This window comes from Lentzea miocenica (assembly GCF_033949945.1).
Classification (GTDB): domain Bacteria; phylum Actinomycetota; class Actinomycetes; order Mycobacteriales; family Pseudonocardiaceae; genus Lentzea; species Lentzea miocenica.
Genome location: NZ_JAXAVW010000002.1, coordinates 236,118 through 251,010 on the forward strand (window position 1 = coordinate 236,118; position 14,893 = coordinate 251,010).

Annotated in this window: 21 protein-coding genes; 16 read left to right on the plus strand and 5 right to left on the minus strand. The window is 69.7% G+C overall.

What is annotated here, in order from left to right:
• The first annotated feature begins 71 nt into the window (after positions 1 to 71).
• From SK803_RS03430 to SK803_RS03440, 3 genes are all read left to right on the plus strand, one after another.
• Positions 72 to 1,850: a hypothetical protein gene (locus SK803_RS03430; RefSeq protein WP_319964244.1), complete on the plus strand. Its 1,779-nt coding sequence runs from the start codon at positions 72 to 74 to the stop codon at positions 1,848 to 1,850.
• 153 nt (positions 1,851 to 2,003) lie between these two features.
• Positions 2,004 to 2,180: a hypothetical protein gene (locus tag SK803_RS03435; RefSeq protein WP_319964245.1), complete on the plus strand. Its 177-nt coding sequence runs from the start codon at positions 2,004 to 2,006 to the stop codon at positions 2,178 to 2,180.
• Positions 2,181 to 2,259: 79 nt separating this feature from the next.
• Positions 2,260 to 3,087, plus strand: coding sequence for a mechanosensitive ion channel family protein (locus SK803_RS03440; RefSeq protein ID WP_319964246.1), 828 nt, complete (start codon positions 2,260 to 2,262; stop codon positions 3,085 to 3,087).
• A gap of 46 nt (positions 3,088 to 3,133) precedes the next feature.
• Here SK803_RS03440 and SK803_RS03445 read toward each other — a convergent pair whose 3' ends face one another.
• Positions 3,134 to 3,490: a DUF6401 family natural product biosynthesis protein gene (locus tag SK803_RS03445; RefSeq protein WP_319964247.1), complete on the minus strand. Its 357-nt coding sequence runs from the start codon at positions 3,488 to 3,490 to the stop codon at positions 3,134 to 3,136.
• 114 nt (positions 3,491 to 3,604) lie between these two features.
• On the opposite strand from SK803_RS03445, the gene SK803_RS03450 reads away from it, so the two are divergent.
• From SK803_RS03450 to SK803_RS03465, 4 genes are all read left to right on the plus strand, one after another.
• On the plus strand, positions 3,605 to 3,934 hold the full coding sequence (locus SK803_RS03450; RefSeq protein ID WP_319964248.1) for a hypothetical protein: 330 nt from the start codon (positions 3,605 to 3,607) through the stop codon (positions 3,932 to 3,934).
• 107 nt (positions 3,935 to 4,041) lie between these two features.
• Positions 4,042 to 4,176, plus strand: a complete 135-nt coding sequence (locus SK803_RS03455; RefSeq protein ID WP_082373616.1) for a DUF3072 domain-containing protein — start codon at positions 4,042 to 4,044, stop codon at positions 4,174 to 4,176.
• A 43-nt stretch (positions 4,177 to 4,219) separates the two neighbouring features.
• Complete coding sequence (locus SK803_RS03460) at positions 4,220 to 4,663, plus strand: general stress protein (RefSeq protein WP_319964250.1); 444 nt, start codon at positions 4,220 to 4,222, stop codon at positions 4,661 to 4,663.
• A gap of 4 nt (positions 4,664 to 4,667) precedes the next feature.
• Entirely contained in the window at positions 4,668 to 5,132 is a 465-nt protein-coding gene (locus tag SK803_RS03465) for an MSMEG_6728 family protein (RefSeq protein WP_319964251.1), read from the plus strand.
• Here the strand turns inward: SK803_RS03465 and SK803_RS03470 are convergent, their stop codons facing one another.
• Positions 5,133 to 6,050 (minus strand): sensor histidine kinase, encoded by a 918-nt coding sequence (locus tag SK803_RS03470; RefSeq protein WP_319964252.1) that lies wholly within the window; start codon positions 6,048 to 6,050, stop codon positions 5,133 to 5,135.
• Between the two features lie 366 nt (positions 6,051 to 6,416).
• Between SK803_RS03470 and SK803_RS03475 the strand changes: the two genes are divergently transcribed.
• On the plus strand, positions 6,417 to 6,788 hold the full coding sequence (locus SK803_RS03475) for an anti-sigma factor antagonist (protein WP_319964253.1): 372 nt from the start codon (positions 6,417 to 6,419) through the stop codon (positions 6,786 to 6,788).
• Here the strand turns inward: SK803_RS03475 and SK803_RS03480 are convergent.
• Genes SK803_RS03480 through SK803_RS03490 form a run of 3 tightly spaced genes read right to left on the minus strand, consistent with a single transcriptional unit; the run spans position 6,785 to position 8,613 of the window.
• Positions 6,785 to 7,189, minus strand: coding sequence for a PRC-barrel domain containing protein (locus SK803_RS03480; protein WP_319964254.1), 405 nt, complete (start codon positions 7,187 to 7,189; stop codon positions 6,785 to 6,787). The genes SK803_RS03475 and SK803_RS03480 overlap by 4 nt on opposite strands.
• A 36-nt stretch (positions 7,190 to 7,225) precedes the next feature.
• The gene (locus SK803_RS03485; RefSeq protein ID WP_319964255.1) at positions 7,226 to 7,765 is read right to left on the minus strand and encodes a DUF305 domain-containing protein; all 540 of its coding nucleotides are present in this window, start codon (positions 7,763 to 7,765) and stop codon (positions 7,226 to 7,228) included.
• A complete protein-coding gene (locus SK803_RS03490) occupies positions 7,765 to 8,613 on the minus strand; it encodes a lytic polysaccharide monooxygenase auxiliary activity family 9 protein (RefSeq protein ID WP_319964256.1) in 849 nt (282 codons plus the stop codon). The genes SK803_RS03485 and SK803_RS03490 overlap by 1 nt, the downstream gene beginning before the upstream one ends.
• Before the next feature lie 163 nt (positions 8,614 to 8,776).
• Between SK803_RS03490 and SK803_RS03495 the strand changes: the two genes are divergently transcribed.
• The 8 genes from SK803_RS03495 (at position 8,777) to SK803_RS03530 (ending at position 14,749) form a co-directional block, all read left to right on the plus strand.
• Positions 8,777 to 11,338, plus strand: coding sequence for an ATP-binding protein (locus SK803_RS03495; protein WP_319964257.1), 2,562 nt, complete (start codon positions 8,777 to 8,779; stop codon positions 11,336 to 11,338).
• A gap of 42 nt (positions 11,339 to 11,380) precedes the next feature.
• The gene (locus tag SK803_RS03500; RefSeq protein WP_319964258.1) at positions 11,381 to 11,812 is read left to right on the plus strand and encodes a hypothetical protein; all 432 of its coding nucleotides are present in this window, start codon (positions 11,381 to 11,383) and stop codon (positions 11,810 to 11,812) included.
• A gap of 2 nt (positions 11,813 to 11,814) precedes the next feature.
• Complete coding sequence (locus SK803_RS03505) at positions 11,815 to 12,240, plus strand: hypothetical protein (protein WP_319964259.1); 426 nt, start codon at positions 11,815 to 11,817, stop codon at positions 12,238 to 12,240.
• Positions 12,241 to 12,482: 242 nt separating this feature from the next.
• The gene (locus SK803_RS03510) at positions 12,483 to 12,827 is read left to right on the plus strand and encodes a VOC family protein (protein ID WP_319964260.1); all 345 of its coding nucleotides are present in this window, start codon (positions 12,483 to 12,485) and stop codon (positions 12,825 to 12,827) included.
• Between the two features lie 50 nt (positions 12,828 to 12,877).
• Positions 12,878 to 13,969, plus strand: a complete 1,092-nt coding sequence (locus SK803_RS03515) for an inorganic phosphate transporter (RefSeq protein ID WP_319964261.1) — start codon at positions 12,878 to 12,880, stop codon at positions 13,967 to 13,969.
• Entirely contained in the window at positions 13,966 to 14,154 is a 189-nt protein-coding gene (locus SK803_RS03520; protein ID WP_319964262.1) for a hypothetical protein, read from the plus strand. The genes SK803_RS03515 and SK803_RS03520 overlap by 4 nt, the downstream gene beginning before the upstream one ends.
• A gap of 43 nt (positions 14,155 to 14,197) precedes the next feature.
• Positions 14,198 to 14,503 (plus strand): nuclear transport factor 2 family protein, encoded by a 306-nt coding sequence (locus tag SK803_RS03525; RefSeq protein ID WP_319964263.1) that lies wholly within the window; start codon positions 14,198 to 14,200, stop codon positions 14,501 to 14,503.
• Positions 14,504 to 14,749, plus strand: coding sequence for a DUF2630 family protein (locus SK803_RS03530; protein ID WP_406601479.1), 246 nt, complete (start codon positions 14,504 to 14,506; stop codon positions 14,747 to 14,749).
• The last annotated feature ends 144 nt before the right edge of the window (positions 14,750 to 14,893 follow it).

Here is a 14,893-nt window from a genome sequence, read left to right on the forward strand (position 1 = left end):
GAATTAGCATCTTGACGGGTGCAGCCTGGCAGGGCGAGGGTCCCGAGAGTCTCCCCCTAGGAGGTAGGCCCGTGAACGCATTCAGTCGTCGCAGCCTGATCACCGGTGCCACCGCGATCGGACTGCTCGCCACCCTGCCGGCGTCGGCGCACGCCTTGCCGGCGCCCCCGCCCGTCACCCCGGACCGGCGCTCGTTCGCGCCGGACGAACAGCGCTTCGCCCAGTACCTGATGCTGGTCTCGCCGATGGTCGCCGACATGAACTCCAGCGGGTTCTTCGGCGGCGGCTGGTGGCGCAACCCCAACGCCCCGTACAACGCCCGCGTGCAGGAACACGTCTACACACTGGCGTGGTTCGCCACCCAGTCCCGCTCGTGGAACCCGTACCGCGGCAACGCGCAGGTGCTGGCCGCGCTGGACGCCGGGCTCGGCCACTACCTCGGGCTTCAGCACGGCGACGGTTCGTGGCCCGAGTACTCCCGGGACCAGCACTCGCTGGCGGCCACCGGGTTCGCCATGGGGTACCTGAGCAAGACCAACGCCCTGCTCGGCCGGGCCGGAGTGCTGCCACAACGGCAGGCTCAGATTTCGGCGTCACTGCACCGCGCCATGACGTGGTTCCTCGACGGGTCGAACAGCGGCGTCTGGCAACGCCCGCTCACCTGGGCCAACCAGACCACCGCCGGTCTCGCCGGGGCCGCGCTCGCGCTGAAGCAGGACCCGGACGCGGGGCTGCGGCAACGGCTGACCGAGGCGTTCGCCCGGCTGGCCTCGACCGGGCAGAGCCCCGCCGGGTTCTTCTACGAGGAGTCCGGTGCGGACACCAACTACAACTTCGAGGTGATGCTGCCGGAGCTGGCCGACGCGTGGCGTCAGTCCGAGGACCCCAACCTCGTTGCCATGACCCGGAAGTACACGGACTGGCTCGGCTACAACCTGCTGCGCGAACCGGACGGGTCCGGCTGGTTCGCCAACATCGCGCCGAACTCCCGCACGTCCTCGAAGTTCTACGCCGACGTCCGGCCCGATCCCGAACGGACCGCGCTGAACAACCAGTTCGTGCCGGTGGTCCCCGATCTCGCGGCGTTCCTCTCCAGCCGTGAGGACCTGGCCGCGGCACGGGCGGCGTGGGCGGCGGACCCGGCGCCGGTGCCCGCGTTGGTCAAGCCGGACACCTCGCCGCGCATCCTGGCCCACGCGATCTACGGCGAGCGGTACCCGAGCCGTTCCGAACGGACGGCCGCGATCGCACGCCTGCCGTATCACCGCGCGCACTTCACCGAGCGGCGCAGCGATCAGGGCCAGGACTTCCTGTTCGTGCGGCGGCCGCGGTTCTACCTCGGTGGCTACTTCGGAACCCGGCGGGCGACCTCGCTGGCGCGCACCGGGCTGACGTTCCTGTGGCACCCGGTCGCGGGCACACTCGTGCAGTCGATGAACAACAACAACCACGCGTGCTGGGCGACCGTGTTTCCGGGCCAGGTACCGGATTCCGACGGGGTGCAGCAGGCCGAGTTCCTGGGTGGTGAGCCGTACCGGTTCCGTTACCGGACGCCGTCGGGATCGGTCGTGACCGAGGTGACGGTGGGGGATCGGATCACCCGGTCGGTGCGGGCGAGTTCCGCCGCGACCGAGCAGATTCCGTTGGTGGTAAGGGATTCGGACACCGTGGCGCTCGACTCCCGCGGGCTCACGCTGACCCGCGGCGCGACGGTGGTCCGGTTCGACTGGGCCCAGTCGCTCGACCCCGTGCTGCGGACGGCGTCGACGATCACCTATCCAGGGCGCCGCATGCGGATCCTCACCGTGCCGCACAACGGGATCCTCACTCTGACGGTTTCCGTGCGTTAGTCCACTTCAGACAGTCAGTTCACTCTTATGTCGCAACGGCGGGAGGCATGTCCGCGCTGTTCACGGGGTATTCGGTGATCCCAAACCCCAGGTCCCCCGTCCGGGTGGTTGCCCGGACGCGTGCGGCCCCGTCGGTCGTGAGGAGTGGTTGTGATGGCACACCTGCGTCGCGTCGTCGACGTTCGCACCGGTGACGAGTTCGATCAGCCGGTTCCCTTCGGCCTGGTGTACCCGGTGTGCACCGCCGACGGTTCCGCGCCGCCCAGTCAGCGCGGCCGGACCTGGGAGCACCTCGTGGCGAGCGACCGCGAGCTGCGGCAGGTGTCCTGATCCGTGTGAACGCGTCCCGCACCGGGTACTGCCTGGTGCGGGACGCCCGCGTCGGGCTCCCAGGTGAAAGGAGTTCGACGTGGACTTCCAACAAGGGCTGACCGACGCCTGGCGCGCGGTCGCGACGTTCGTGCCGAAGCTGGCGGCCTTCCTGCTGATCCTGCTGATCGGCTGGTTCGTCGCCAAGGCGGTGGCCAAGCTCGTCGACAAGGTGCTCGAAAAGGTCGGCTTCGACCGGCTCGTGGAACGCGGCGGCATCCGGCAGATGCTCGCGAACAGCAAGTACGACGCCTCTGACCTGCTCGCGAAGCTGGTCTACTACGCGTTGCTGCTGATCACCTTGCAGATCGCGTTCGGCGTGTGGGGCCCGAACCCCGTCTCCGAGCTGCTGACCGGCATCGTGTCGTGGCTGCCGAAGGCCGCGGTCGCGATCATCATCGTCGTGGTGGCCGGTGCGGTCGCCAACGCGGTCAAGGACTTCATCGGCGGTGCGCTCGGCGGGCTCTCCTACGGCCGGGTGCTGGCCAACATCGCGTCGATCTTCATCTGGGCGCTGGGCATCATCGCGGCGCTGAACCAGATCGGGGTCGCCACCACGGTGACCACGCCGGTGCTGATCGCGGTGCTCGCGACGGTCGGCGGCATCCTGGTCGTCGGCGTGGGCGGTGGCCTGGTGCGGCCGATGCAGCAGCGGTGGGAAGGCTGGCTCGGGCGCGCGGAGCAGGAACTGCCGCAGGCCAAGGCTCAGGCGGAGGCCTACCAGCGCGGCCGTGAGGACGCGGTCCGCCCGCGGACGGAGACCCCTTCCGTCGCGCCGGATCCCGTGACCGAGCCGGTGCCCGTCACCGAGCGGTCGGTGCCGGCGCAGGACCCGGTGCTCGGCTCGCGGAGGCCCGAGGACGTCTGATCGACCGTGTCACGACGAGGCGCGCCCGCTGGGGTGCGCCTCGTTTTCATGTGACGTTCGGAAGCGCGTACGTGTCGTCGGTCAGCGGCTTCACGTCGTGCGCGTGAGCGAGCTGACAGATCGCCATCAGCCGGACGCCGAGCCACGACGCAGGTGTCCACTCGAGATCGGCCGCGTTGTCGAGCAGCCCCCGCCCGTACGCCGCGAGCAGCACGACCGCGCCCACCGCACCGGCACCCTCGACGCCGAACAGCAGGATGTCGCGCACCGCGGCGCCGTGCTGGTCGACCTCGGCCGCGAGCGCGGGTGTGACGGCGAGCGCCGCCCACCCGGCCATGCCGATCCGGTCGGACAGCTCGGAGATCCACTGCCGAGCGTTCTTCTCACGCCAGGTCACACGCATCCCGCCACGGTAGCGGCGGCAGGTGAAGCCCTGGTTTGAGGGCGCTCGAACCGGGTACTCGCACGCGGGTGCGTCAAGCAGTCGGCGCGGAATTTCCGGCTGCGGAGGTGTGTGATGACCCTCGACGACATGTCGTTGCAACAGGTGCGCGTGACCGCGTTGGAGAAGCTGGACAACGCCGTGTGCACAGCTCTCGCCAACATCGAAGCGGACGACGCCCGCACGGGTCTGCGCGAGGCGCTGGCAGGCTGCCTGACCGTCGATGCCGTTGTGCCGCAGCAGGTCCTGGCCAGCGTCCAGGCCGCCGACGAACACCTCGGCTACGGCGAGAGACTGGAAGCGCGGACGTTGCTGACGGTCGCGCACCGCATGCTGTCCCGCGTGCAACGGCCGGTGGTCGTGCCGAGCCCGGCTCTTCCCGGTGATGTCGCGTTGCGTGGTTGATCCGCTGTCGCCCTGGGTATCTCGAACGGGCGTTCGAGTGAAAGGGGACGACAGTGAACCGCACGCCGGAGAAGGACCCGGAGGACTGGACGACCGGTGACGAGCCGATGACCGGTCCGCAGGAGTCCTACCTGCACACACTCGCCCAGGAAGCCGGCGAGGAGGTGCCGGGTGAACTGACCAAGGTGGAGGCCTCGCAGCTGATCGACCGTCTGCAGGAGAAGACGGGACGGGGCAGTTGATCGTGTCAGGCGCCCTGTTCGCGGGTAACCGTTCGGTGTGGACATGGAACAGAAGGTGACCGGGTCGAACGTGCTGGCGAGCTACCCCGACTACGGCGACGCGCAACGGCTCGTCGACCGGATGTCGGACGACGGCTTCCCGGTTGAGAGCGTGCGCATCGTCGGTGAGGGCGTGAGGACCGTCGAGCAGGTCACCGGGCGGATGACCCGTGGCAGGGCCGCGGCGGCAGGCGCGGTGAGCGGCGCGTGGTTTGGTGTGTTGATCGGACTGCTGTTCGGGCTGTTCACCGCCGGCGCCGGGTGGCTGTGGTTGCTGCTGATCAGTCTCGTGATCGGTGCGTTCTGGGGTGCGGTCTTCGGGTTCGTCGCGCATTGGAGCACGCGTGGACGGCGGGACTTCTCCAGCGTCATGACGTTGCAGGCGCAGCGGTACGAGGTCCACGTCGACCAGGCGCAGGCCGCCCGGGCAGCGCGGTACGTCCTCTGAGGCCGTGCAGACCTTCCTGCCGTACCCGGACTTCGCCGAGACGGCCCGCGTGCTGGACAGACGCAGGCTCGGCAAGCAGCGGGTCGAGACGTTGCAGGTGCAGCGGGCGCTGGTGGTGCCGGGACACGGCTGGCGCCACCACCCCGCTGTGCGGATGTGGTCCGGTCACGAGGAAGCGCTCGTGCGGTACGGCCTGGAGGTCTGCTCGGTGTGGCGGGAGCACGGGTTTCTCGACACCTGCGAGGTGACCATGCGGTCGGATCTGGCGCGGGCCAAGGGGATCACGGTCGTGCGCTCCCAGGAGGAACTGGCCGCGGCGGGGGACCTGCCCGGCTGGCTGGGAGACGACGCACTGCATCGCAGCCACCAGTCCGCGTTGGTGCGCAAGGATCCGGAGCACTACCGGCGGTTCTTCCCGGACGTGCCGGACGACCTGCCGTACGTGTGGCCGGCTTCCGCCGTGGCCTGACTAGTGGCCGCCGACGCTCACCCGGACGGTGAACCCGTCCTCGTCGCGTCCCATCGACACGTAGTCGCACGTGCGGTGCAGGATCCACAGCCCCAGCCCGGCCGACCGGCTCGCCGCCGTCGGAACCAGACCGGCCAGCGGGTCCACCGGGCCGGAACCCTGATCGGTCACCGTCACCACCACGCGTGAGTCGTCCGCCCACAGTCGGAACCGCACCGGCGCGACGCCGTGGCTCAGGCCGTTCGTGACGATCTCGCTCGCCGCGTACACGACGTCGTGCGCGTTGTCCTCGGTGAGCAGGGTGCCCGCGATCGCCGCGCCGACCGCCTCACGTACGGCCGCGGGCGTCGGGTTGATCAACGAGACCCGCGGGGCGGCCTGTTCCAGCACGTCCGGGACGGGTGTGCTGAGCGGCTGGCCATTGCAGAAGTCCGGGTTGGGCAGATGCTCACCAGAGGCGGTGGCGACGTACTCGTGGGTGCGTGCGACGTCGGCGAGCACTTCTGGCGAGGTGATCCTGGTGTCGTACGGGCACAGTCCCCACAGCGGGAACTCCGCGAACGCCTGGTTGACGGCGTTCTCGTAGCGGCCCCACCAGTCCCACGGCACACCGAAGCCGGGGTGCGGCACGTCGCCGATCGTGCGGATCTGGGTCGCGCCCGCCTTGGCGTGGCCGCCGAAGATCTCGCGGTAGCTGGCGATCGCGTCGGCGGGCCGGGCGTACTGGTCGGCGCCGGGCAGGTAGATCACGGCGTTGTCCTCGCCCAGCGCCCCGCGCAGCAGGGTGCTGTTCTTCGCCGCGCACGCGATCAGGGTCGGCTGGCCCGCGCGCAGGCCACCCTCGACGAACGGCACCGCGATCGCCAGGAAGTCGTCGTCGGAGCCGTAGAGCGCGGTCTCGTGGAAGAAGCCCGTCATCTGGGGCGCCCCACGTCTTGCGGGGCGCCGCGGGCGGGTGCCGTGTTGTCCAGTGCCAGCTCCTGAAGTCCTCGGCTCACGGAGTCGCGAGAGAACAGCGCGCACTGTGAGTTGTCGGCCGGGTGCGGGGAGTTGAGCCGCGCGATTTTCGCCGCGGGTAGCTCCGATCGATGGTAACCCGGCGGACACACCAGCGTGGTGGCCTCCGATCCCGCGGTGACCACCCGTGCTCCATCCGAGGGAACCTCTCGTCCGATCAGCCCCGTACAGGCGGCTGAACCGCGATCACCGCCGGACTGCGCTACGGTCGATCCGGGTTGAGCAGCCAGCCCGTGGCGGTCGTGCTTTCCCAGCGAGAGGTTGCGTATGCGCACCGACGAGCATGTCCCCTTCCGCACCAGAAGCGAAAGCGTGGGCGCCGCTGTCGTCGTACGCGTTGCCGGTGAGCTGGACTGCTCCACGGCCGAAGAGCTGTCCACGTTGCTGGACGGCGCCGTTCACGCGGTCGCCCCGCCCGCACCCGTCGTGGTCGATCTGACGGATCTGCACTTCCTGGGCGCCCAGGGCATCGGACTGCTGCTGGACCACCAGGACATGTGCCTGAGACGGGGCAGCGCGCTGATGGTCGTCGCGAACACCGCGGCCGTGCTGCGGCCGTTGCAGGTGCTGGAACTGACGGACGTGCTGGGTGTGCGCCCGCGCGTGCCCGAGTTCGCGGCGCCGGAGACTGCCCGCTAGAGCATCGGCGGCATCAACCGGTAGCTCTCGCTGTAGTACTCGTCCGTGCGCTTCCGGTAGTCCTCGTGGTTGTCCGGGTCGTACTCAGGAGCGTTCTTGATTTGCTCCTTCGTGCGGTCGACGAAGACCTTCTTGTCCTGGTGGTCCACGCGCTGCACGGTGCCGACCGGCAGCACGACCTTGCGCCCGAAGATCCACGGTCCGGTGTCGACCATCAGGCAGTCGTGCGGCACCTTGGCGTTGTCCTCGTCGATCTTGCCGATGCTTCCGTCGGTCGCCTCGACCTCGTACCCGATCAGGCTGGTGTCGGGACGCTGGGCGAGCATCTCCTCGTCGTGTTCCGGCTGGTCCGTCCAGGACGGGTCACGCCAATTCCAGGGGATGAACGGGACTGGCTGCATGTCGGCCTCCTTACTGGCTGCCGACCGGGTACCCCGTCAGGCCCTGTCGAGGAACTTCTTCATCATGCCGATCTGCGCGGTGCGGGACTTCCCGATCCGGCCCGCGAGCTCCTTCACCTCCTCGTGGGCGCCACCGCCGGCTTCCCACCGCGCCATCTGCACGGCGTCGTCCTGGTGGGCGATCATGACGTTGAGCAGCCGCTGGTCGAACTCCGCGCCGCGCAACGCGGCCAGCCTGGCGACCTCCTCGGGGTCGGACCGGCGCATGCCGCCATGACCGGCGTGCGAGTCCGGTGGCGCGGTCAGCGGCTCACCCCACGAGCTCAGCCAGCCCTTCATCGTGTCGGCCTCGGTCGCCTGGGTCGACGCGATGGCCGCGGCCAGCATCTTCAGGTCGCTGTCCTGTGCCCGGTCCCCGGCCAGCGCGACCATCGCGACGCCCTGCTCGTGATGCGGAACCATCATCTGCAGGAACATCACGTCCAGCGGATCGCCGCGCAACACGGTGTCCGGCCGCACCGGCGAAGCGGCGCAACCGGACATCGCGAGGACGAGCAGGAGTGCGGCGAACCGCATCAGAGACGACGCCACAGCGCGGGCGTGTTCGGCGGCTCCCACCCGGCGAGGGCGGTGTGCGCCTGCTGGCACTCGTAGTTCACGCCGTTGTAGGTGACCTGGTTGCCGATCTGGTAGGTCGTGCCGGCCGCCCAGGTACCGCTCGACGGCGGGGGAGTCGTGGTGGTGGTCGGCGGAGGCGTGGTGGTCGTGGTCGTCGGGGGTGGGTTGCCGCCGCCGCCGAAGTCGACGTCCGAGCACGTGTAGAACGCTTCCGCGCTGCCGACGACGCGTTGCCAGATCGAGTAGATGATGTGGCGGCCGGAGCGTTGCGGGATGTTCAGCGTCCAGTTCGTGAACGTGGTCGGGTTCTGGTTGTTGAACGTCTGCAGGTGCACGAGGTCCGACCAGCGCAGCGGCTGTGTCGGGCTCCAGCCCTCACGGGTGATGTAGAACTCGAAGTTGCTGTTCGAGTGCGGTGCGGACGCGTGGTACGTGACGGTCAGCGAGCCAGCCGAGACGCGCTTGGCGGGCCAGTCGGCGCGTTGCAGGTCGAGTCCGCGGTACTTGTCGCGGCCCGCGCTGCACAGCTTGCCGTCCGGGATGATCTGGCGGTGGCGCCCGCCCGCGTCGAGCAGCGACACCTCGTTCCAGTCGTAGAACGCCTGCGTGCCACCGGCGGCGACCGCCGCCTTGCACGCGTCGGACTTCGGGTTCTCCGGGCCTTCGTTCTTGCACGTGTAGACCCGGCTGGCGGGGTCGGACATCGTGCCGTGGGCGCTGGCGACCGTGGTGGGGACGAGGAACGCGACGGCCAGAGCGGCGGATGCGGTGAGACTCGCTAGGGCGAGCCGATTCCGTGCCTTCATAGCTCCTCCTGGCAGGGGGAGGCGGCGGGCACTCCTTGCGGACGTGCTCGCGCGGCGGGTTCGGCGGCCCGTTCACGAGTGTAAACAAGTGGTCGGACCACTTCGAGAGCCAACCGGGTCCGATCGCGCCACCTGGGACCGCCGAGATCATTAGGCTTCAGTCATGTCCCGCCCGAGACCGGACGACGTGCAGACGCTCGACGAGCTGATCGCCGCGTTGCGCGCTCTGAAGGTGTGGGCGGGCAATCCGTCGTTGCGGCAGATGGAGAAGCTGTCCGGGCTCGCCCGCAGCACCCTGGCCGACGCGCTCAGTCCACGGAGGAAGACCGCGCCGGCGCTGGAGGTTTTCCAGGGGCTGTTGAAGGCGTTCCAGACGACCGAGGCGGAGCCGTGGCTCGCCGCGTGGCGCCGGGCGCAGTCCGAACCGGCCCGCAGCCCCGCGGTATCGGCTCACGTGCCACGGCAACTGCCCGCGGTCGTGCCGGGTTTCAGCGGTCGCGCCAAGGCGTTCAAGGAACTGACCGCGTTGCTGGAGGGCGGCAGCAGGCTCGCGGTGGTGTGCGGGATTCCCGGCGTGGGCAAGACCGCGCTGGCCGTGCAGTGGGCGCACCAGGTGGCGAACCGGTTCCCGGACGGTCAGGTCTACCTGGACCTGCGCGGGTACTCGTCCGGCCCGGCGGTCACCCCGGACCAGGCGCTGGCGCTGGCGATCCGCGCGTTCGGCGTGCCCGGTGAGGACATCCCGTTGCAGCAGGACGCGATGGTCGGGATGTACCGGTCGATCACGTCCGACAAGCGTGTGCTGGTCATGGTGGACAACGCGCCGAGCGCCGCACACGTCCGTCCACTCGTGCCGGGCGGGCCGGGCTGCATGACGGTCGTGACGAGTCGGGATCGCCTGGCAGGGCTCGTCGCGCGCGATGGCGCGCACCGGCTGGAACTCGGCGTGCTCACCCCGGAGGAGGGCCCGGCCGTGGTGATCAGCGTGCTCGGCCCGGAACGGGTGCTGCGCGAGGAGGACGCCGTCGACGAGCTCGTCCGGCTGTGCGGCTATCTCCCGCTCGCCCTGCGGATCACCGCCGCGAACCTCGCCGACCGTCCACATCAGACGATCGCGGAACTGATGGCGGAGCTTACCGCGGGGGACCGCCTCACCGCGCTGGAGGTGGAGGGCGACGAGGACGCCGCGGTGCGCACCACGTTCGGCCACTCCTACGCGGCGCTCGATCCGCTCGCCCGGACGTTGTTCCGGCGCATGGGGGTCGCACCAGGACCGGAACTGCCCGCTCGTGCCGCCGCCGCGTTGCTCGACGTTCCCGGTGCCGAGGCCGCGTTGCGCACCCTGGTCGCCGCACACCTGGTCGAGGTCAGGGCGGCCGGCCGGTATGGACTGCACGACCTGCTCCGCCTCTACGCCCGTGAGCGGTACACGGCTGAGGACAGTCCTTCCGACGGTTCGCTGGTGAGGCTTTACGAGCAGTACCTCGACATGGCGGTCGCAGCCGCACGCGCCGTGCGTCCGGACTTCTCGGTGCTCGCGACGGTCACCCCTCAGCACGCTTTTGCCGGTGCCACCGAAGCGTTGCAGTGGTTCGACACCGAGCGCGCGACCTTGGTGTCGATGATCGAACAAGCGGGCGCACCGATGGCGTGGCTGCTCACCGACGCGTTGCGCGGCTGCTACTGGTTGCGGCGCCACACCGCGGAATGGCTGGCGGTGGCACGCGTGGGCCTGGCCGCCGCGACGCAACGCGGGGACGCGAGCGCGTCCGCGACGATGCACCTGTCGCTGGGCACCGCGCACTGGGGCACGGGCGACTACCGCGCCGCGGCCGAGCACTTCGAGCACGCGGTCGAGTTCAGCCGGGCGGCGGGGGACCGGTTCCGCGAGTTCAGCACGCTCGGCAACCTGGGCGGCGTCTACGCGGAGCTGGGTTCGCTGGACGACGCGGTGCGGTGTTTCCGCGAGGAGCTCGCCTTCTACGCCGAAATCGGTGACACGGCCAGGCGCGCGCGTGCACTCGGGAACCTGGGGCAGACCGAGATGCGGCTCGGACGGCTGGTCGAGGCCGCCGCCGACCTGCAGGCCGCCGTGGAGCTGCGGGAGGAGATCGGCGAGCTGCGGTCGGCCGCGAACTCGTTGGGAGCGCTCGGTGTCGTGCACCGCTACCTCGGCGATCTCGACCAGGCGGCGCACTTCCTGGAACGCGCCCGGCAGCTCAACCACGACCACGAGGACCGGGTGAGCGAGGCGGCGGCGCTCGACGACCTCGCCCGCGTGCACCGCGACGCCGGACGGCCGGACGAGGCGCTGCGGTGCGCGGAACAGGCGTTGTCGCTCGCGAAGGGCTCCGGCCGGGTGGAGATCGACGCGGTGATCACCGCCGCCTCGGTCCGCGGCCGCCGGGACGAGCTGCGGCGGGCGTGGCGGATGGCGGTGGCGATCGGGTACGGGCACGGCGTGGCGGACGCGCTGGTCGAGCTGGCGTGGCTGGATCTGGCCGCCGGTGACGTCGACGCGGCGCTGAGGGACGCGGCCGAGGCGGGCGATCGGGCTCGGGAGTCCGGCCAGAACGTCATGACCGGACTGGCTCTGGTGGCTCTGACCAGGGCATATGAGGCTCGCGGTGATTGGGCGGCCGCTGAGGACACCCGTCGGCGGGCGAGCGAGGTGCTGGCGGACGCGGGGTATCGGGGTGTCCGGGATCGTCCGAACAGCTTGTGAGCCGGTGCCGCGCTTGGTAGATCCGTGAGCACAAGGGGGCTCATGAGAAAAGTGACTGTGTCGATGGCTGCCGCGCTGGCTCTGGGGGCGTTCGTGGCGCCGCCCGCGCACGCCACGTGTGATCCGGTGTACGACCCCGGATCGGGGTGTCCGGGGAGGTTCGTGCTGAACCTGGACTCGCCGGCCGGCGGCGAGGGACACGCGGAGGGGCAGTTCGCCGCGGAACTCACGGTGGTGCTGCGCACTCCGACGTTCGTCAAGGACACCGCCGACGACGGCCTCGACGCCTACCTGTGGGTGCTCTACGGGCCGTACACCGGCACGAAGCACAAGGAACCGATCGCGGTCGCCTCGGGACCGGGCGCGCGGACCGACGTCGAGTGGACCTCGCCGGACGGGGTGTTCGTGACGACGTTCCAGGCGCGGGTGTGTCTCGGTCCTGGTGAAGCCAACTGCTCGCGATGGGTGGGCTGACCATGAAGAAGCTGTCTGTCTCGCTGTCTCTCGCGTTGGCGGTCGGGCTGTGCGTCGCCCCTGCCGCCCAGGCCTTGAACAAATGCGGCGGCGATCCCGTGTACGACCCTGGCGCCGACGACCAGTGCCACTTCGTGATCGCCGTGTCCATGCCCGGTGCCGATGCGACCGTGTACGGCAGGTTCTACGGCAAGGCACCGATGGTGCGCGAGCCTTCGTACCTCAAGGACACCGCTGACGACGGTCTGGACGCGTACTTGTGGGTGCGCGCCGACGCGGGCGGGGAGTCGTGGGTGAAGCAGGTCGCCGTGGCGTCCGGGTTCGGCGCGACCGTGGACGCCTCCGCCGTCTTCGGCGACGCCGACGCGCTCTACGCGAGGGTGTGCGTCGGAGCGGGCACGGAGAACTGCTCGCCGTGGCGGCTCTGACCGGCTGACCGGATGTGTCCGGGGTCGTCCGAACGTCTTTCCTGGTCAGGGGGCCGGGAGACACGCTCTGACGGTGATGGACACGCTGAATCCGAAGACGCGCCGCCGGTCCGGCCTGGGGGTCTGGACCGGCAGCGCCGTTGTCCCGTCGATCGTGAACCTGCCTCGAAGCAGCTGACACCGATGAGTTCCGTCCGCACGTGTGGTCCACCCTCTCGACCAGAACTGGGAGGGTGGACCGCGTGGACCTGCACAGCGTGATGTGTGTGAGCGACCTGGCCAGGTCGAGGGAGTGGTACGAGGTGTTCTTCGGCCGCGAGGCGGACGAGATCATCGGCGAGGAGTACCTCTGGCAGGTCGGGCAGAACGCCTGCCTCGTGATCGACGACCGTGACGTGCGGTCGTCCCGGGTGGGCGGTTCGACGATCACGTTCGGGGTGTCCGGGACCGAGTTCGACGAGACTCTGGCCCGGCTGGTTCAGCGCGGCGTCACCCACGAGCCCGTCGAGACGTACTCCAACGGCGTCCGGCACGTGGAAGTGCTGGATCCGGACGGGAACAGCCTGTCGCTGGCAGCCCTGCCGTAGTTCATCTCGATGTGGGTGTGTGTTCACCCCGTGCGGCAACTCCGGCGTTCATGGAAGTCGTAGTTGTCGTCGTCGTGGTGACCGCGTTGGTGTTCGACTTCACCAACGGCTTCCACGACACCGCGAACGCCATGGCCACCTCGATCGCGACCGGCGCGTTGCCGCCACGGGTCGCGGTCGGGGTGTCGGCGGTGCTGAACCTGGTAGGCGCGTTCCTGTCCATCGAGGTCGCCCAGACCATCTCGAGCGGGCTCGTCGACGAGACGCGGATCGGGCCCGCCGTGGTGTTCGGCGGCCTGGTCGGGGCGGTGGTGTGGAACCTCGCGACGTGGCTGCTCGGGCTGCCGTCCAGCTCATCGCACGCCCTGTTCGGCGGCCTGATCGGCGCGACCTGGGTGGCGGCGGGTTCGGACGCGGTCCGGTTCACCGCCGTGGTCGAGAAGGTGCTCGTTCCCGCCGTTGCGTCGCCGTTGATCGCGGGGCTGGTGGCGGCCGTCGGCACGTTCGTCGCCTATCGCCTGACTCGCCGTGCGTCCACCGCGACTCGTGGGTTCCGGTACGGGCAGATCGCGTCAGCCTCATTGGTGTCGTTGGCGCACGGCACCAACGACGCGCAGAAGACGATGGGTGTCATCACGTTGACCCTGATCACGGCCGGATCGCTGCCGGCCGGCGCCGAACCGCCGCTGTGGGTCATCGTGTCCGCGGGGCTGGCGATCTCCTTGGGCACGTGGCTGGGTGGGTGGCGGATCATCCAGACCATGGGCCGCCGCATCACCGATGTCGAGCCCACGCAGGGTTTCGCGGCCGAGACCGGTGCGGCCGCCGTGATCCTCACGTCCTCGCAGCTGGGCTTCGCACTGTCCACCACGCACGTGTGCGCGGGCGGCGTGGTCGGGTCGGGAGTCGGCAAGCGGCTGGCGGACGTGCGGTGGACCGTCGCCGGGCGCATGGCCGCGGCCTGGGTGCTCACCCTGCCCGCGGCCGCTGTCGTCGGTGCGCTGGCCGGGGAGACCGCCGCGCGGGGGACCGCCGGCGTGCTCGTGGTGGCGGTGATCGGCGTGGTCGTCGGCGCCGGGGCCTGGATCCTGTCCCGGCGCAATCCTGTCGGCGCGCACAACGTCCGAGGAGCGCTTTCATGAACATCGACTGGACCGGGCTGGGCGAGGTCTTCGCCGTGTCACTGGTGCTCGGCGCGGGCGTGGTGACGTTGTTCTCGGCGGGGTTGGCCGTCGCGGACCGAGGTCACCGCGTTGTGCCTGCCGTGTCGTTTGTGGCGTGTGCCGCCCTCATCGCGTATGGCATCTATCTGGTCGCCGTGCATTGACTGGCCCCTGCGACGATCCGGCGTCAGCGGTATACAGGCACTCATGACCAGCGATCCGACCGTGGACGCGTTCATCGCCGCGGTGAACGCGGGCGACAGGACGGCGTTCTTCGGCCTGCTCACGCCGGACGCGTCCATGTACGACGACGGCACCGACCGCGACCTGCGCGCGTGGACCGCCAAGGAGATCTTCGACGACAACGGCCACATGGAGGTCGAATCGTCCTCCGCGGACGGAAAGTCCCTGATCATCCGGTACCGCAACGACACATGGGGCGAGATGCGCACGTACTGGCGTTTCGACGTAGAGTCGGGGCGAGTGAAGCGCTTCGAGACGGGACAGGCGTAGATAACCGACGAATCCGTGCTGGGCCGCATCAACGAGCTGGTCGCCGAGGAGCACGAGCTCCGCGAACGCGTGGTGACGGGCGAGATCTCCTCCGCCGAGGAGAAGGACCGCCTGCGCGCCCTCGAAGAAGCTCTCGACCAGTGCTGGGACCTGCTGCGCCGACGCCGCGCGGCCCGTTCGCAGGGTCAGGACGCGGACGACGTGCCGGCCCGTTCCGTCGGTGAGGTCGAGGGCTACCTGCAGTAGCCGTTTTCCAGCTTTTCACGTGCGCCACTGGGATATTTCCCGGTGGCGCTTTTTGTTTGCGCTCGGCCTGTGCGAACGCCGATCGGCGTGGTGAGGCCGAGTGAGCTGGACCCCGCCGCCCTAGGGGTCGCTTAGGGGGATCGG

Coding starts and splice junctions, on each gene's coding strand:
- SK803_RS03475 (WP_319964253.1), top strand. CDS start 6,417: ATGCGCACCGACGAGCATGTCCCCTTCCGCACCAGAAGCGAAAGCGTG.
- SK803_RS03520 (WP_319964262.1), top strand. CDS start 13,966: ATGAACATCGACTGGACCGGGCTGGGCGAGGTCTTCGCCGTGTCACTG.
- SK803_RS03500 (WP_319964258.1), top strand. CDS start 11,381: ATGAGAAAAGTGACTGTGTCGATGGCTGCCGCGCTGGCTCTGGGGGCG.
- SK803_RS03450 (WP_319964248.1), top strand. CDS start 3,605: ATGACCCTCGACGACATGTCGTTGCAACAGGTGCGCGTGACCGCGTTG.
- SK803_RS03515 (WP_319964261.1), top strand. CDS start 12,878: ATGGAAGTCGTAGTTGTCGTCGTCGTGGTGACCGCGTTGGTGTTCGAC.
- SK803_RS03490 (WP_319964256.1), bottom strand. CDS start 8,613: ATGAAGGCACGGAATCGGCTCGCCCTAGCGAGTCTCACCGCATCCGCC.
- SK803_RS03505 (WP_319964259.1), top strand. CDS start 11,815: ATGAAGAAGCTGTCTGTCTCGCTGTCTCTCGCGTTGGCGGTCGGGCTG.
- SK803_RS03495 (WP_319964257.1), top strand. CDS start 8,777: ATGTCCCGCCCGAGACCGGACGACGTGCAGACGCTCGACGAGCTGATC.
- SK803_RS03485 (WP_319964255.1), bottom strand. CDS start 7,765: ATGCGGTTCGCCGCACTCCTGCTCGTCCTCGCGATGTCCGGTTGCGCC.
- SK803_RS03525 (WP_319964263.1), top strand. CDS start 14,198: ATGACCAGCGATCCGACCGTGGACGCGTTCATCGCCGCGGTGAACGCG.
- SK803_RS03460 (WP_319964250.1), top strand. CDS start 4,220: ATGGAACAGAAGGTGACCGGGTCGAACGTGCTGGCGAGCTACCCCGAC.
- SK803_RS03445 (WP_319964247.1), bottom strand. CDS start 3,490: ATGCGTGTGACCTGGCGTGAGAAGAACGCTCGGCAGTGGATCTCCGAG.
- SK803_RS03470 (WP_319964252.1), bottom strand. CDS start 6,050: ATGACGGGCTTCTTCCACGAGACCGCGCTCTACGGCTCCGACGACGAC.
- SK803_RS03435 (WP_319964245.1), top strand. CDS start 2,004: ATGGCACACCTGCGTCGCGTCGTCGACGTTCGCACCGGTGACGAGTTC.
- SK803_RS03455 (WP_082373616.1), top strand. CDS start 4,042: ATGACCGGTCCGCAGGAGTCCTACCTGCACACACTCGCCCAGGAAGCC.
- SK803_RS03480 (WP_319964254.1), bottom strand. CDS start 7,189: ATGCAGCCAGTCCCGTTCATCCCCTGGAATTGGCGTGACCCGTCCTGG.